Here is a 13,666-nt window from a genome sequence, read left to right as displayed (position 1 = left end):
GGGATTCGGCACATTGCGGCGTCGGAATGGTCCTCCTAAAGGGTGGGGCGACGCCCGGGAGAGAAGAATGTCTGAGGAAGCGAACGTCCAGTTTTCGGAGCGCGAGGCGCTGCTCTACCATTCGGAGGGACGTCCGGGCAAAATCGAGGTCATCGCCTCCAAGCCGATGGCGACGCAGCGCGACCTCGCGCTCGCCTATTCGCCCGGCGTGGCGGTGCCCGTCCTCGCGATCGCCGAGGATCCGGCCAAGGCCTATGACTATACCGCCAAGGGCAACCTGGTCGCGGTGATCTCCAACGGCACCGCGATCCTGGGCCTGGGCAATCTCGGCGCGCTCGCCTCCAAGCCGGTGATGGAAGGCAAGGCCGTCCTCTTTAAGCGCTTCGCCGACGTCGACTCGATCGACATCGAGCTGAAGACCGAGGATGTCGACCGCTTCATCGACGCGGTCGAGCTGATGGAGCCGAGCTTCGGCGGCATCAATTTGGAGGACATCAAGTCCCCCGAATGCTTCGTGATCGAGCAGACTCTCCGGGAACGGATGAACATCCCGGTGTTCCATGACGACCAGCACGGCACCGCGATCATCGCCGCTGCCGGCCTGATCAATGCGCTCCACCTGACCGGGCGCGACATCAAGACGACGCGGGTGGTGATGAACGGCGCCGGTGCGGCCGCGATCGCCTGCGCCGAGCTGATCAAGGCGATGGGCCTGCCGCATGACAATTTGCTGATGCTCGACCGCACCGGCGTGATGTACCAGGGCCGCGAGGGCATCAACCAGTGGCAGTCGGCGCACGCGGTTGCCACCGATCGCCGCACCCTGGCCGATGCGCTGGAAGGCGCCGACGTGTTCATGGGCCTGTCGGCCGCCGGCGCGCTGCCCGCCGCGCTGCTCAACCACATGGCGCTGAAGCCGATCATCTTCGCGATGGCCAACCCGGATCCGGAGATCACCCCGCCCGAGGCGCGCGCCGCCCGCCCGGACGCGATCATCGCGACGGGCCGCTCGGACTATCCGAACCAGGTCAACAACGTCCTCGGCTTCCCCTTCATCTTCCGCGGCGCGCTCGACGTGCGGGCGACGACGATCAACGACGAGATGAAGATCGCCGCGGCGACCGCGCTCGCCGAGCTGGCCCGCCAGCAGGTGCCTGAGGAAGTGGCGGCGGCGTATGGCGTGCAGCACAGCTTCGGTCCCGACTACATCATCCCGGCGCCGTTCGATCCGCGGCTGATGGAGCTGGTCCCCGCCGCCGTCGCCCAGGCGGCGATGGATTCGGGCGTGGCGACCAAGCCGATCACCGACATGGCGGCCTATCGCCAGTCGCTGCGCGCCCGCCTGAACCCGACCACCTCGGTGCTCAGCCTTGCCTATGAAGGGGCGCGGGCCAATCCGAAGCGCGTGATCTTCGCCGAGGCCGAAGAGGAAGTCGTGCTGCGCGCGGCGATCGCCTTCAAGGATGGCGGATACGGCACGCCGGTGCTGGTCGGCCGCGAGAGCGTGCACGACCGCTTGAAGGCGCTCGGTGCCAATCCGGACGAGTTCGAGCTGCACAACAGCGTCAACTCGCCGCTGGTCGATCAGATGGTCGACTTCCTCTATTGCCGCCTGCAGCGCCGCGGATACCTGCGCCGCGACTGCGAGCGGATGGTCAACCGCGACCGCAACATCTTCGGCGGCCTGCTGCTCCAGCTCGGCCATGCCGATGCGATGATCACCGGCGTGACGCGGACCTGGGCCGAATCGATGCGCCAGGTGAAGCGCGTGATCGACCACCGCCCGGGCCAGACCCCGTTCGGCATGCATGTGCTGGTCGGCCAGTCGCACACCGTGTTCATCGCCGACACGACGGTGAACGAGCGTCCGAACGCCGAGGAGCTGGCCGACATCGCCGAGGGTGCCGCCGCGGTCGCACGTCGCATGGGCCATGAGCCGCGCGTCGCCTTCCTCAGCTACTCCAACTTCGGCAATCCCGAGGGCCAGTGGCTCGACAATGTCCGCGGCGCGATCAAGGTGCTCGACGGGCGTGCGGTCGAGTTCGAATATGAGGGCGAGATGTCGCCCGACGTCGCGCTCAACGCGCGCCAGCTCGCCAATTATCCGTTCGCGCGGATCAAGGGGCCGGCGAACGTGCTGATCATGCCGGGCCTGCAATCGGCCAATATCTCGGCCAAGCTGCTGCGCGAGCTGGGCGGTGACTCGACGATCGGCCCGATGCTGATCGGCATGGAGAAGCCGGTGCAGATCGCCCCGATGACCGCGACCGCGAGCGAGCTGGTGACGCTGGCGGTGCTCGCGGCGGGCGGGATCGCGCGCTAGCCGAATAGTGGGGCGAGCTCGCGCTGTGCACTGATCACGCGCAGCACGAGCGCCGTCCCGCCATCGACCCGGTAGGCGATCAGCAGGCGCCGCTCGAAGGAGAGGGTGCGCAGGCCCGGGGCGAGATCGTCCCGCGGCGTGCCGCGATCCGGAAAATCGGCGAGCGCAGCGACCCGGGTCTCGATCCGGTCGATATATTCGTCGGCGATTGCCGGGGTCGCTTCCGCGGCGATCCACCGGTGGAGCGCGACCAGATCGGATATCGCGAGCTCGGAGAGCCGGACCTGGTGGCTCATTCCCCGGCGGTCGTCGCCGTGCGGATCCTTGCGAATGCCTCGGCGAGCGGGACGCTGGGGCGCCCGTCTTCGAGGGCTTCCTGGACCTTGGCGCGCATCAGCGCATCGAGCGCGGCTTCTTCCCGGTCGAGCGCGCGCAGCCCGGCGCGGACCACCTCGCTCATCGAGGAAAAGCGGCCCGAGGCGAGATGCCGCTCGGCACGCTCGGCCATTTCGCCCAACGTCACGCTCACTGCCTTGGCGGCCATGTCGATCTCCTCGGATATGATTTAATCATATCGTGCGGGCTTTTCTACCCGTCGATGCTCACCCCCAGCGAGGCGTTGACCAGGCCGCCGTCGACGGTGATCGTGTCGCCTACGACATAGTCGCCGGCGCGGCTGGCGAGGTAGATGGCGGCGCCGGCCATGTCCTCGTCGACGCCGATGCGCTTTGCGGGAATTGCCTTGGCCACTTCACCGCCATGGTCGCGGGCGGCGCGGTTCATCTCGCTGGCAAAGGCGCCGGGGGCGATCGACGTGACGTTGATATGGTCGCGGATCAGCCGCGCGGCCATGCGCTTGGTCAGGTAGATCAGCGCCGATTTCGACGCGTGATAGCTGTACGTCTCCCAGGGGTTGAGCCGCTGGCCGTCGATCGAGGTGATGTTGATCACCTTGGCCGGGCGCTGCGCCGAGCCGCCGGCCTTGAGCAGGTCGAACAGCGCCTGGGTGAGGAAGAAGGGCGACTTGACGTTGAGGTCCATCACCTTGTCCCAGCCCTTTTCGGGAAAGGCCTCGAACGGCTCGCCCCAGGCGGCGCCGGCATTGTTGACCAGGATGTCGAGCCGCTGCTCGCGCTCGGCAAGGGCTTCGGCGAGAGCCTTGCAGCCGTCGACGGTAGAGACGTCCATGGGGAGCGGGATGCAGTTCGGGCCGAGCTCGGCGGCGGTCTCCTCGCAGGCTTCGGCCTTGCGGGAGGAGACATAGACCTTGGCGCCCTGGGCGATGTAGCCGGCGGCGATCATCCTGCCGATGCCGCGCGAGCCGCCGGTGACCAGGGCGATGCGGCCGTCGAGGCGGAACAGGCTGGTGGTGTCCATTATTACTCCCTCTCTCCTTCAGGAGCGAGGGCAGGGGAGAGAGGCTCTCTTTGCCCGCTCTTCCATGCCCCTCTCCCCGGCCCTCTCCCCGCTGGCGGGGAGAGGGAGATTGTTTACCCGCCCCGCTTCAGCGTTTCGCGGGCGATGATCAGTTGCTGGATCTGGCTGGTGCCTTCGTAGATCCGGAACAGGCGCACGTCGCGGTATAGCCGCTCGATGCCGTAATCGGCGATATAGCCGGCGCCGCCGAAGATCTGCACGGCGCGGTCGGCGACGCGGCCGACCATCTCGCTGGCGAAATACTTCGCCGCGGCGGCTTCCATCGTGGTGTTCTGGCCTGCGTCCTTGGCCGCAGCGGTTTCCAGTACCAATGCCCGCGCCGCCAGTGCCTCGGTCTTGGAGTCTGCGAGCATCGCCTGGATCAGCTGATGCTCGGCGATCGGCTTGCCGAACTGCCTGCGCTCGCTGGCATAGGCGACGCAGTCGGCGATCAGGCGCTCGGCCACGCCGACGCACACTGCCGAGATGTGGAGCCGGCCGCGGTCCAGCACCTGCATGGCGATCCTGAAGCCTTCGCCTTCCGCGCCGAGCCGGTTGGCGGCGGGGACCGGGGTGTCGTCGAACACGACGTCTGCCACCCGAGCGCCCTTCTGGCCCATCTTCTTCTCGGGCTCGCCGATGCTGACGCCCGGCAAGTCGCGCGGCACGAGGAAGGCGGAGACGCCGCGGCCGCCGGGCTCGTCGCCGGTGCGGGCCATGACGGTGAACAGTTCCGCCTTGTCGGCATTGGTGATGAAGCGCTTGGTGCCGGTGAGGCGATAGACATCGCCGTCCCGCACTGCCCGGGTCTTCACCGCGCCGCTGTCCGAGCCGACATCGGGCTCGGTCAGGGCGAAGCTGGTGACGATCTCGCCGCTGGCGATGCGGGGCAGCCACTCGGCTTTCTGTTCAGGCGTGCCGGCCATGACGAGGCCCTGCGAGCCGATGCCGACATTGGTGCCGAAGCTCGAGCGGAACGCCGGGGTGGTGCGGCCGAGTTCGATGGCGACCCTGCACTCCTCGAGCATGGTCAGCCCCAGGCCGCCATAGTCCTCCGAGATCGACAGGCCGAACAGGCCGAGCGCCTTCATCTCGTCGATGACTTCCGCCGGGATGGCGTCGGCGGCCTCGACCTCGCCCTCCAGCGGGCGCAGCCGCTCGGCGACGAAGCGGCGGATAGTGTCGATCAGGGCATCGAAGACTTCGGGGTCGAGCGCCATTGCTTCACGTTCCTCGGGTTCGAAGCGGGACGCTATACCGCCCTCAGGGCGTTGGGCAAGCCATACCCGATGTTCCAATCTGTTCCGGTTGACCCTTGGGGTCCGGCACCTATGCTGCGCGCCAAATCGGTGGAGAGGGAGCATACCGGCATGGAAGCGAACCAGGCGGCAGTGCCTCCGACGCGGCGAATCCGGACCCCGATCATGCTCGCCTATGGCTTCGGCACGGTGGCTTACGGCGTGAAGGATTTCTGCTTCTCGACCTTCCTGCTGTTCTTCTTCAACCAGGTGCTCGGCCTGCCGGCGACCGAGGTCGGCTTCGCGATCATGTGCGCGCTGCTGCTCGACGCGGTGGCCGATCCGGCGATCGGCTTCCTGTCGGACCGGACCCGCAGCCGTTGGGGGCGGCGCCATCCCTGGATGTATGCCTCCGCCATTCCCATCGCGATCGGCTGGCTGCTGCTGTGGAACCCGCCCGCGCTGTCGCATGGCGGCATGCTGCTCTGGGTGTTCGCCATGTCGGTGCTCGTCCGCACCGCGGTCTCGGCCTATGAGGTGCCGAGCCAGGCGCTGACCCCGGAGCTGTCCGCCGATTACGAGGAACGGACGCGGATCATGGCGTATCGCTTCCTGTTCGGCTGGGCTGGCGGGCTGGGGATGATGATCCTCGCCTATGCTTGGCTGCTCGGCCCCACGCCGGGCCATCCCAACGGCCAGCTGGTGCGGGAGAACTACCCCGGCTTCGCGCTGGCGAGCGCGCTGCTGATGGTCTTCGCCATCCTCGTCTCGGCCGCGGGGACGCATGGCGAGATCAAGCGGCTGCCCCGGGCCGAGGCGACGAAGCGTCAGTCGCTGGGCAAGCATTTCGCCGAGCTGGGCGAGACGGTGCGCAACCGCGCCTTCCTGATCCTGATGGCGGCAGGGCTCTGCTATTATTCCGCCCAGGGCGTCAGCTTCGCGCTGTCGAGCTATCTCTACGCGCATGTCTGGCGCTTCGAGGGGCAGGACTTCACGATCATCGCCTTCTCGCTGCTGGTCGGTGCCTTCTTCGCCTTCCTGCTCGCGCCGCGGATCTCGCGCCGCATCGGCAAGCCGCGCGCCGCGACCTGGCTGATGGCGGCGGCGGCCTTCTGGGTGGCGCTGCCCTATGTGCTGCGGCTCATCGGAGCATTCCCCGAGCCGGGCTCGCCCTGGCTGCTGCCTTCGCTCTTCGCCATCTATGCTGCGAACGTGACCTGCAGCATCGCGGCGACCATCCTCGGTTCCTCGATGATGGCCGATGTCGTCGAGCAGTCCGAGATCGAGACCGGGCGGCGCAACGAGGGCGTGTTCTTCGCCGGGGCCTTCTTCATCCAGAAATGCTGCAGCGGCCTGGGCATCTGGGCGACCGGACTGCTGCTCGACCTGGTCGACTTCCCCGCCGCCGCCAGGCCGGGGCAGGTGCCGCTGGCGACGGTGGACCGGCTGACGGTGCTGTTCTTCGTCCTCTACGGCGTGCTCGCCTTCGCCGCGGCGGGCTTCTACCGCTTCTTCCCCTTCGGCAAGGCCGAGCATGAGGCGCGGGTGGCTGCGCTCGCTGGCCGAAGCACGGAAATGTCCGCCGAGGGCTGATCCCTCGGCGGACATCCTTTCCTCCCCAGGAAATTCGTACTTCAGGCGGCGGCTCCTTATCCGTCATCCCGGCGGAAGCCGGGATCTCGTGCGGCTCTTTCCTCGCGCCTTCGCCTGAGATCCCGGCTTTCGCCGGGATGACGAGGGCTCAGGCCACGCGGCCCAGGCGGTGATAGAGGTTGGCGTATTTCACGCTCTCCGGTGCGTCCTTCACCTTTTCGAGGTGGGTGGCGACCGCATCGCGGATCAGGCGGAAGTCCTCGGTCGAGAAGACGGCGCGGCTGCGCTGGGGTTCGGTCATGGCAATCACTCCTTTCTCAGGTTTCAGGCGGCTTGGGTGGCGAACTGGGCGGCCTCGGTGCTCTCGGCCAGCGCGGTGGTGCTGCTCGATCCGCCCGCCAGCGTGGTGGCGATCGCATCGAAATAGCCGGTGCCGACTTCGCGCTGGTGGCGGGTCGCGGTGTAGCCATTCTCTTCCGCAGCGAACTCGGCCTGCTGCAGCTCCGAATAGGCGGCCATGCCGCGATCCTTGTAGCCCCGGGCCAGCTCGAACATGCCGTAGTTGAGCTGGTGGAAGCCCGCCAAGGTGACGAACTGGAACTTGTAGCCCATCGCCCCGATCTCGCGCTGGAAGCGGGCGATGTCGTCCTTGTCGAGATTCTTCTCCCAGTTGAAGCTGGGCGAGCAATTGTACGCCAGCATCTTGTTCGGGTATTCCTTCTTGATCGCCTCGGCGAAGCGGCGGGCGTCGTCCATGTTCGGCTTCGAGGTTTCCCACCACAGCAGGTCGGCATGCTCGGCAAAGGCGAGGCCGCGCTTGATGCAGTGATCGACGCCGGTGCCTTCTTTGAGGCGGAAGAACCCCTCGGGGGTCCGCTCGCCGGTGAGGAACTCGCGGTCGCGCTCGTCGACGTCCGACGTGATCAGCCGCGCGCTCTCGGCATCGGTGCGGGCGCAGATCACCGTCGGCACGCCGGCGACGTCCGCCGCAAGCCGCGCCGCATCGAGGTTGCGGATATGGGCTTGCGTCGGGATCAGCACCTTGCCGCCGAGGTGCCCGCACTTCTTTTCCGAGGCGAGCTGGTCTTCATAGTGCACCCCGGCGGCGCCTGCGGCGATATAGGCCTTCATGATCTCGAAGCAGTTGAGCGGCCCGCCAAAGCCGGCCTCGGCATCGGCGACGATCGGCATGAACCAGTCGCGCTGCGCGCCGCCTTCCATGTGCTCGATCTGGTCGGCGCGCTGGAGCGTGGCATTGATCCGCTTGGCGAGCTCGGGCCCGGCATTGGCCGGATAGAGCGACTGGTCGGGGTACATCTGGCCGGCGGTGTTGGCGTCGGCCGCGACCTGCCAGCCCGACAGGTAGATCGCCTTCAGCCCGGCGCGGACCATCTGCATCGCCTGGTTGCCGGAGAGGGCGCCGAGCGCGTTGATGTAATCCTCGGTCTGCAGCAGCTCCCACAGCTTGAGCGCGCCGCGGCGGGCCAGGGTATGCTCGACCGCAAGCGATCCGCGCAGCCGCTGGACGTCCTCCGGCGAGTAGGGACGGACAATACCGTCGAACCGGCCGGTCGGGGCGGGGATCAGGTCTTCGAAGCGGGTCGACATTGTCATTTCCTTGACTGGATTGCCCAGTCTGTGTGCGGATTCCTTGAGTATCTTGATAGTCGGGGAATGGCCTTGCGAGGGTTGGGGTGTCGTATGGGCTTTCGCTCGCGTTGAAAGGGTGTAAATTCTTTACAAGATGGCTCGACTCGGTTGATGTGAACGTATCGGGAACGCGGCGTGTAGGACAGGGCTCTATTCCGTCATCCCGGCCTTGTGCCGGGATCCACCGGGCGGCTTGGCATCCGACTGGAGGCGAGAGGGCAAAGCGCGCGGCACAGTGGACCCCGGCACAAGGCCGGGGTGACGGTTGGGGAGTCGGATTAGGATGGCCGAACAGAAGCTCTTCGCTGGCCATGCCGTCCGCCGTCTCCGGCGGCAGCTGGCGCTGACCCAGGCGGCGATGGCCGAGGCGCTGGGGGTGTCGGCCTCCTATCTCAACCTGGTCGAGCGCAACCAGCGGCCGGTCTCGGCGATGCTGATGCTGCGGCTGTCGGAAGTGTACGACTTCGATCCGCGCAAGCTCGCCGCGGCCGAGCCCGGCGGCGGGATGGAGGCGCTGCGGCGGCGGCTGGCGGACCCGCTGTTCGCCGATCTCGAGATCGACCGGCAGCAGATGGAGGAATGGCTGGCGGGCGCGCCGGGCGGGGCCGAGGCGTTCGCGCGCGCCTATGACCGGATCGGCGCGGGCGGCCCGGTGGCGGAGGCGGGCGCGGGCGATCCCGGCCGGCAGGTGCGCCGCGAGATCGAGCGGTGGCGCAACCATTTCGCCGATCTCGACGCAGTGGCCGAGGCGCTGGCCGACGAACTGCGCCAGACCGCCGGCGATCCCTATGGCGCGATGGCCGAGCGGCTGCGGGTGAAGCATCAATTGTCGGTGCGCATCCTGCCGGCGGACGTGATGCCGGGTCTCCTCAAGCGGCTCGACCTGCATGCGCGCCAGATCCAGCTTTCCGAGCTGCTCGACATGCCGGGCCGCACCTTCGCGCTGGCCGAGCGGCTTTCCCAGGAGGCGCGGGGCGAGATCGACGCGCTGGTGCGCGGCGCCGGGCTCGATCGGGCGGGCGAGCGGCTCTACGCGCGGCACCTGGTCGGCTATTTCGCCGCGGCTTTGGTGATGCCCTATGGCCGGTTCCTGCGGGCGTGCGAGGCGAGCGGCTATGATCTGGAGCTGCTCCAGCGGCGGTTCGGGGCGAGCTTCGAGCAGGTGGCGCACCGGCTGACCACCTTGCAGCGGGTGGGCGCGCGGGGGCTGCCCTTCTTCCTGATCCGCGTGGATCGCGCGGGGCAGGTCTCCAAGCGCTTTGCCGGGGCGAGCGGTTCGCCTCTGGTCGAGGGGCCGGGGCTCTGCCCGCTATGGAACCTGACCGAGGCGTTCGGGCGGGCGGACGAGACGCTGGCCCAGCTGGTCGAGACCGAGGAGGGCGGGCGCTGGTTCACGCTTTCGCGGGCGCGGACGCCGCAGGGCGCGCAGGGGGTGAAGGCGCGGTTCGCCCTGGGGATCGGGCTGGCGGCGGCCGAGGCGCGGGCGCTGTCGGCGGCGCGCGGGGTCGACCTGGCCGGCGAGGCGGTGCCGGTGGGGCTGGGCTGCCGCGCCTGCACCCGGCCGGACTGCCCCCAGCGCTCGGCCCCGCCGGCGGGCCGCGCGGCGCTGGCGAACGAGCGCGAGAGCGGGGTCACGCCGTTCGGGTTTGCGGGGGATTAGCGGGGGCTTCTATTGGAATGCGGGCATGGCCGGTATGCGCCCCAAGATCGGTCGCTTATGCGCTTATAAAAGCGGTCGTTCAGGCCGCCGCCCTTCAAAGGCTGCCGTCGCCACGGGACCATTGGCGACGCGCCTGTCGACCTACTTCAGTTCGTGACGTCCCTGCGTATGATCGATCAGGTTGCCGCGTAGCTTTGTCACCGCAGACTGGAGTGCCTTAAACTCCTCTGGTTCCAGGCCGGTGGCGGCGACAAGGTCCCTCTGCACACCCCGGTCCCGCAACGCACGCCCGGCATCGGTGAGTTGCACGATGACCTGGCGTTCGTCTGCGGCTGCGCGGCGGCGCTCCAGATAGCCCATGGCCTCGAGTTTCTTCAGGATCGGCGTCAACGTGTTCGATTCGAGGAACAGCTTCTCGCCCAAAGCCCCCACCGTGAGCTCGCCGGACTCCCATAGCGCCACGATGGTGATCCACTGGGTGTAGGTGATCCCCAGATCCTCGAGGATCGGCTTGTAAGCGCGGCCAAAGGCCAGGTTCGCCGAGTAAATGGCGAAGCAGAGATAGTCGGCCAGTTTCGGCGCTTCCTGGGTCTCGTTCACGGCGTTGCAGTCTCCATGTGCGCGCGATCCGCGTGCGGCCCTTCATTTAAATCGTATGCGATAGTTTCGCAACCGCTTGACTCGTTCTCAAGAACGAAACATATAGATCGCATCCGATGCAATCGCGCCCGATAAAAGGAACCGTATCATGACCAGGATCGAGAACGTGCTCTACACCGCCTCCACCCACACCACTGGCGGCCGCGAAGGTGCTGCATGCAGCAGCGACGGCAGGCTGGACGTCAAGCTTTCGGCGCCGGGATCGAGTGCGCCCGGCACCAATCCCGAGCAGCTGTTCGCGGCCGGCTGGTCGGCATGCTTCATCGGCGCGATGGGTATCGCGGCGCGCGCGCTGAAGGTGACGCTTCCTGCCGACTCGGCGGTCGATGCCGAAGTCGATCTCGGCACGAGCGAAGGGGGCTATCTGCTCCAGGCTCGCCTGATCGTCAGCTTGCCCGGGCTGGATCGCGAGACCGCGCAGCACATCATCGACCAGGCGCACCAGACCTGTCCCTATTCGAAGATGACCCGCGGCAACATCGACGTGACCCTGACGCTCGCCTGAGCGCCTTTGCGGCGCCTGAGCGCCGCGCCTCCAAATTACCGAGATGACCCGATCGATCCGCGGCACGCGGAGCCTCCCGTGCGCCCGGTCCATACCGAACTTCAAACCAGGAGAAGAAACATGAAGATCCACAGCATTATCGCAGCCGCCTCGCAGAGCCGGCGCCGTCTGGTTCGCCTTGCCGCTATGAGCACGGCTATCGCGTCCATCGCGGCCCTGGCGCCGGTCCAGCCCGCAGCCGCCCAGGCCACCGAGCAGACGACGGCCGCGACGAACGACAGCACCGCCATCCGGCCGTTCCGCGTCCATGTCTCGGATGAAGCGCTCTCCGATCTGCGTCGCCGCATCAAGGAAACCCGCTGGCCGACCCAGGAACTGGTCGCGGACGACACGCAGGGCGTGCGCCTCGGGACGATGCAGAAGCTCGCGGACTATTGGGCAAACCAGTATGACTGGCGCAGGGCCGAGGCCAACCTCAACCAGTATCCGCAGTTCGTCACCACCATCGACGGGGTCGACATCCACTTCATCCATGTGAAGTCGAAGCACAAGAATGCGCTGCCCGTGATCATCACGCATGGATGGCCCGGCTCGATCATCGAGAATCTGAAGCTGATCGACCGGCTCACGAACCCGACCGCCCATGGCGGCACCGCAGCCGACGCGTTCGACGTCGTCATTCCATCGCTTCCTGGCTACGGATTTTCGGGCAAGCCGACCCAGACTGGCTGGGATCCACAGCATGTCGCGCGCGCATGGGCCATGCTGATGGATCGGCTCGGCTACAAGAAATACGTCGCGCAGGGCGGGGACTGGGGCGATGCGGTGAACGAGCAGATGGCGGTCCAGAAGCCTGCCGGGCTGCTTGGCATCCACACAAACATGCCGGGCACGCTACCCAATTCGATCTCGGCCGCATTGGCTGGCGGGCCGAAGCCAGAGGGGCTGAGCCGCGACGAGGAATATGCCTGGAAGCAACTCGATTTCTTCTACAAGAACCGCGTCGGCTATGCCCTGGAGATGGGTTCCCGGCCGCAGACTCTCTATGGCCTCGACGACTCGCCGATCGCGCTTGCCGCGTGGATGATCGACCATGATCCCGAGAGCCAGAAGCTGATCAATCGTGTCTTCGACGGGGCTTCCGAGGGCCTGTCGCGCGACGATATCCTCGACAATATCTCGCTCTACTGGCTGACCAAGACCGGCCTGTCCTCCGGCCGTCTGTTCTGGGAAAGCAAGCTCGCCTTTTTCGCGCCGAAGGGCGTGACCATCCCGGTCGCGGTCAGCGCCTTCCCGGATGAGATCTACACCGCGCCGGAAAGCTGGTCGCGCAAGGCATTTCCGAACCTGATCTTCTACAAGCGTCACGCCAAGGGCGGCCACTTCGCCGCCTGGGAACAGCCGGACCTATTGACCGACGATATCCGCGAAGCCTTCCGGCCACTTCGCAAGCCCCGGTAATCCCAGTCCCGCGATGCGCCCCGGCGCATCGCGGCCAACTTTGTGTCGGCCCGCGACAGGAACCTGCCATAGCGTTCGACTGGCCGCTTTCCTTCTTTGCTGCCCGAAAGCTGCTGTTCCGCAATCGGCCCAATTCCAGTCGTTTGTTTAGGTACGCCGCTGGTGCCCGAGCGTCGGGTGGTTCCTGCCTGCGTTGCAGTTTAAGCTTCCGCCGCGAAGGCCGGGGCCCAGTTTCGGTGCATTGTCGATGGCGCTGGAGCCTCACGCATGAAATTACAGCTGGGCCCCGGCTTTCGCCGGGGATCAGTGGTGGTGTTCTGGGAGGTTACCCCGCCATCTCCCCCAGCAGTTCCGCCAGCTGGGCGAACTGCTCGGGCAGGCCTTCGGCGGCGCCGATGCCGTCGTCCAGGGCTTGCTTCGACGGGTAGCGTTCCTGGAAGGTCACCAGGGTCTTGCCGTCCTGTTCCTCGAAGGTGACCGAGGAGATCGGGCCGGCGTCGCCGCCTTCCTCGTTGGTCCAGACGATGCGGGCGTTGGGCTCGACTTCGAGATATTTGCCGAAGAACGCCCAGACTTGGCCGCCCTCGCCGTCGAACTCGATGCGGTAGCCGCCGCCGACCCGGACATCGAGCTCGCGGACGTGCATCGGCACGCCCATCGAGCGGGGCGCCCACCAGCGCTGGAACAGCTCGGGCGTGGTCCATGCCCGCCAGACGAGGTGCGGCGGGGCGTCGAAGAGGCGCGATGCCGCCACTTCGGTGTCCGAGATGCGCTCCACCTTGGTGGCGCCGAGGTCAGTGGCGTTCAGGCTCATCCTTGTTCTCCATGGCTTTGAGTTCGGCGATCACATCGTCCAGCGCATCGAAGCGGGCGTGCCAGCGCTGGTGGTAATTGGCGATCCAGCCCGCTTCCTCGGCAAGGCCCTGGGCGCCGAGCCGGCAGGTGCGCACGCGGCCGACCTTCTCGGTGACGACCAGCCCGGCGCGCTCGAGCACCCCGACATGCTTCTTCATGCCGGTGAGGGTCATGTGGAAGCGCTCGGCAAGGTCGGTGATCGACGCCTCGGCCCAGGCCAGCTGCTCGAGCACGCCGCGCCGGGTGGCGTCCGACAGGGCGGCGAAGGAAGCGTCGAGGCGGGTGGCGGTGGAATAGTGAACCAT

General features: G+C 67.0%; 14 protein-coding genes. 5 read left to right on the top strand and 9 right to left on the bottom strand.

All coding sequences use genetic code 11. The annotated features are described in order from the left end of the window. Positions 1 to 67 precede the first annotated feature (67 nt). Complete coding sequence (locus J2W22_RS00480) at positions 68 to 2,323, top strand: NADP-dependent malic enzyme (RefSeq protein ID WP_307116310.1); 2,256 nt, start codon at positions 68 to 70, stop codon at positions 2,321 to 2,323. On the opposite strand, the gene J2W22_RS00475 is transcribed toward J2W22_RS00480, so the two are convergent. The 4 genes from J2W22_RS00475 to J2W22_RS00460 all read right to left on the bottom strand — a co-directional run bounded on the left by J2W22_RS00475 (position 2,320) and on the right by J2W22_RS00460 (position 4,959). Continuing rightward, the gene (locus J2W22_RS00475; protein WP_307116309.1) at positions 2,320 to 2,619 is read right to left on the bottom strand and encodes a type II toxin-antitoxin system RelE/ParE family toxin; all 300 of its coding nucleotides are present in this window, start codon (positions 2,617 to 2,619) and stop codon (positions 2,320 to 2,322) included. The genes J2W22_RS00480 and J2W22_RS00475 overlap by 4 nt on opposite strands. Beyond that, a complete protein-coding gene (locus tag J2W22_RS00470; RefSeq protein WP_307116308.1) occupies positions 2,616 to 2,867 on the bottom strand; it encodes a type II toxin-antitoxin system ParD family antitoxin in 252 nt (83 codons plus the stop codon). Before J2W22_RS00470 ends, J2W22_RS00475 begins: the two co-directional genes overlap by 4 nt. A 44-nt stretch (positions 2,868 to 2,911) precedes the next feature. Further along, positions 2,912 to 3,700, bottom strand: a complete 789-nt coding sequence (locus J2W22_RS00465) for an SDR family oxidoreductase (protein ID WP_307116307.1) — start codon at positions 3,698 to 3,700, stop codon at positions 2,912 to 2,914. Positions 3,701 to 3,813: 113 nt separating this feature from the next. Next, positions 3,814 to 4,959, bottom strand: coding sequence for an acyl-CoA dehydrogenase family protein (locus J2W22_RS00460; RefSeq protein ID WP_307116306.1), 1,146 nt, complete (start codon positions 4,957 to 4,959; stop codon positions 3,814 to 3,816). 111 nt (positions 4,960 to 5,070) lie between these two features. Here J2W22_RS00460 and J2W22_RS00455 point away from each other — a divergent pair, with 111 nt between their 5' ends. After that, on the top strand, positions 5,071 to 6,570 hold the full coding sequence (locus J2W22_RS00455) for an MFS transporter (protein WP_307116305.1): 1,500 nt from the start codon (positions 5,071 to 5,073) through the stop codon (positions 6,568 to 6,570). Between the two features lie 148 nt (positions 6,571 to 6,718). Here J2W22_RS00455 and J2W22_RS00450 read toward each other — a convergent pair whose 3' ends face one another. After that, positions 6,719 to 6,871 carry a hypothetical protein gene (locus J2W22_RS00450; RefSeq protein WP_180147184.1) on the bottom strand — a complete coding sequence of 51 codons (153 nt, stop codon included), beginning with the start codon at positions 6,869 to 6,871 and terminating at the stop codon, positions 6,719 to 6,721. 23 nt (positions 6,872 to 6,894) lie between these two features. Further along, entirely contained in the window at positions 6,895 to 8,178 is a 1,284-nt protein-coding gene (gene aceA, locus J2W22_RS00445; RefSeq protein WP_307116304.1) for an isocitrate lyase, read from the bottom strand. Positions 8,179 to 8,503: 325 nt separating this feature from the next. Here aceA and J2W22_RS00440 point away from each other — a divergent pair, with 325 nt between their 5' ends. Continuing rightward, positions 8,504 to 9,880, top strand: a complete 1,377-nt coding sequence (locus tag J2W22_RS00440) for a helix-turn-helix domain-containing protein (RefSeq protein ID WP_307116303.1) — start codon at positions 8,504 to 8,506, stop codon at positions 9,878 to 9,880. 141 nt (positions 9,881 to 10,021) lie between these two features. Here the strand turns inward: J2W22_RS00440 and J2W22_RS00435 are convergent, their stop codons facing one another. Further along, on the bottom strand, positions 10,022 to 10,480 hold the full coding sequence (locus tag J2W22_RS00435) for a MarR family winged helix-turn-helix transcriptional regulator (RefSeq protein WP_307116302.1): 459 nt from the start codon (positions 10,478 to 10,480) through the stop codon (positions 10,022 to 10,024). Between the two features lie 148 nt (positions 10,481 to 10,628). Between J2W22_RS00435 and J2W22_RS00430 the strand changes: the two genes are divergently transcribed. Beyond that, positions 10,629 to 11,045 (top strand): organic hydroperoxide resistance protein, encoded by a 417-nt coding sequence (locus J2W22_RS00430; protein WP_307116301.1) that lies wholly within the window; start codon positions 10,629 to 10,631, stop codon positions 11,043 to 11,045. A gap of 120 nt (positions 11,046 to 11,165) precedes the next feature. Beyond that, positions 11,166 to 12,506, top strand: a complete 1,341-nt coding sequence (locus J2W22_RS00425) for an epoxide hydrolase family protein (protein WP_307116300.1) — start codon at positions 11,166 to 11,168, stop codon at positions 12,504 to 12,506. Positions 12,507 to 12,831: 325 nt separating this feature from the next. Here the strand turns inward: J2W22_RS00425 and J2W22_RS00420 are convergent, their stop codons facing one another. Together J2W22_RS00420 and J2W22_RS00415 are read right to left on the bottom strand one after the other, a co-directional pair. Continuing rightward, entirely contained in the window at positions 12,832 to 13,320 is a 489-nt protein-coding gene (locus J2W22_RS00420) for an SRPBCC family protein (RefSeq protein WP_307116299.1), read from the bottom strand. Then, entirely contained in the window at positions 13,301 to 13,666 is a 366-nt protein-coding gene (locus J2W22_RS00415) for an ArsR/SmtB family transcription factor (protein ID WP_307116298.1), read from the bottom strand. Before J2W22_RS00415 ends, J2W22_RS00420 begins: the two co-directional genes overlap by 20 nt.

This window comes from Sphingomonas kyeonggiensis (genome assembly GCF_030812785.1).
GTDB lineage: Bacteria > Pseudomonadota > Alphaproteobacteria > Sphingomonadales > Sphingomonadaceae > Sphingomonas > Sphingomonas kyeonggiensis_B.
This window is presented reverse-complemented; position numbering and strand designations above follow the sequence as displayed.

What these genes read in the sequence shown, in the direction of transcription:
- J2W22_RS00450 (WP_180147184.1), bottom strand. Translation starts at nt 6,871, where the DNA reads ATGACCGAACCCCAGCGCAGCCGCGCCGTCTTCTCGACCGAGGACTTC.
- J2W22_RS00425 (WP_307116300.1), top strand. Translation starts at nt 11,166, where the DNA reads ATGAAGATCCACAGCATTATCGCAGCCGCCTCGCAGAGCCGGCGCCGT.
- J2W22_RS00465 (WP_307116307.1), bottom strand. Translation starts at nt 3,700, where the DNA reads ATGGACACCACCAGCCTGTTCCGCCTCGACGGCCGCATCGCCCTGGTC.
- J2W22_RS00470 (WP_307116308.1), bottom strand. Translation starts at nt 2,867, where the DNA reads ATGGCCGCCAAGGCAGTGAGCGTGACGTTGGGCGAAATGGCCGAGCGT.
- J2W22_RS00455 (WP_307116305.1), top strand. Translation starts at nt 5,071, where the DNA reads ATGCTGCGCGCCAAATCGGTGGAGAGGGAGCATACCGGCATGGAAGCG.
- aceA (WP_307116304.1), bottom strand. Translation starts at nt 8,178, where the DNA reads ATGTCGACCCGCTTCGAAGACCTGATCCCCGCCCCGACCGGCCGGTTC.
- J2W22_RS00475 (WP_307116309.1), bottom strand. Translation starts at nt 2,619, where the DNA reads ATGAGCCACCAGGTCCGGCTCTCCGAGCTCGCGATATCCGATCTGGTC.
- J2W22_RS00440 (WP_307116303.1), top strand. Translation starts at nt 8,504, where the DNA reads ATGGCCGAACAGAAGCTCTTCGCTGGCCATGCCGTCCGCCGTCTCCGG.
- J2W22_RS00480 (WP_307116310.1), top strand. Translation starts at nt 68, where the DNA reads ATGTCTGAGGAAGCGAACGTCCAGTTTTCGGAGCGCGAGGCGCTGCTC.
- J2W22_RS00420 (WP_307116299.1), bottom strand. Translation starts at nt 13,320, where the DNA reads ATGAGCCTGAACGCCACTGACCTCGGCGCCACCAAGGTGGAGCGCATC.
- J2W22_RS00415 (WP_307116298.1), bottom strand. Translation starts at nt 13,666, where the DNA reads ATGGTTCACTATTCCACCGCCACCCGCCTCGACGCTTCCTTCGCCGCC.
- J2W22_RS00430 (WP_307116301.1), top strand. Translation starts at nt 10,629, where the DNA reads ATGACCAGGATCGAGAACGTGCTCTACACCGCCTCCACCCACACCACT.
- J2W22_RS00460 (WP_307116306.1), bottom strand. Translation starts at nt 4,959, where the DNA reads ATGGCGCTCGACCCCGAAGTCTTCGATGCCCTGATCGACACTATCCGC.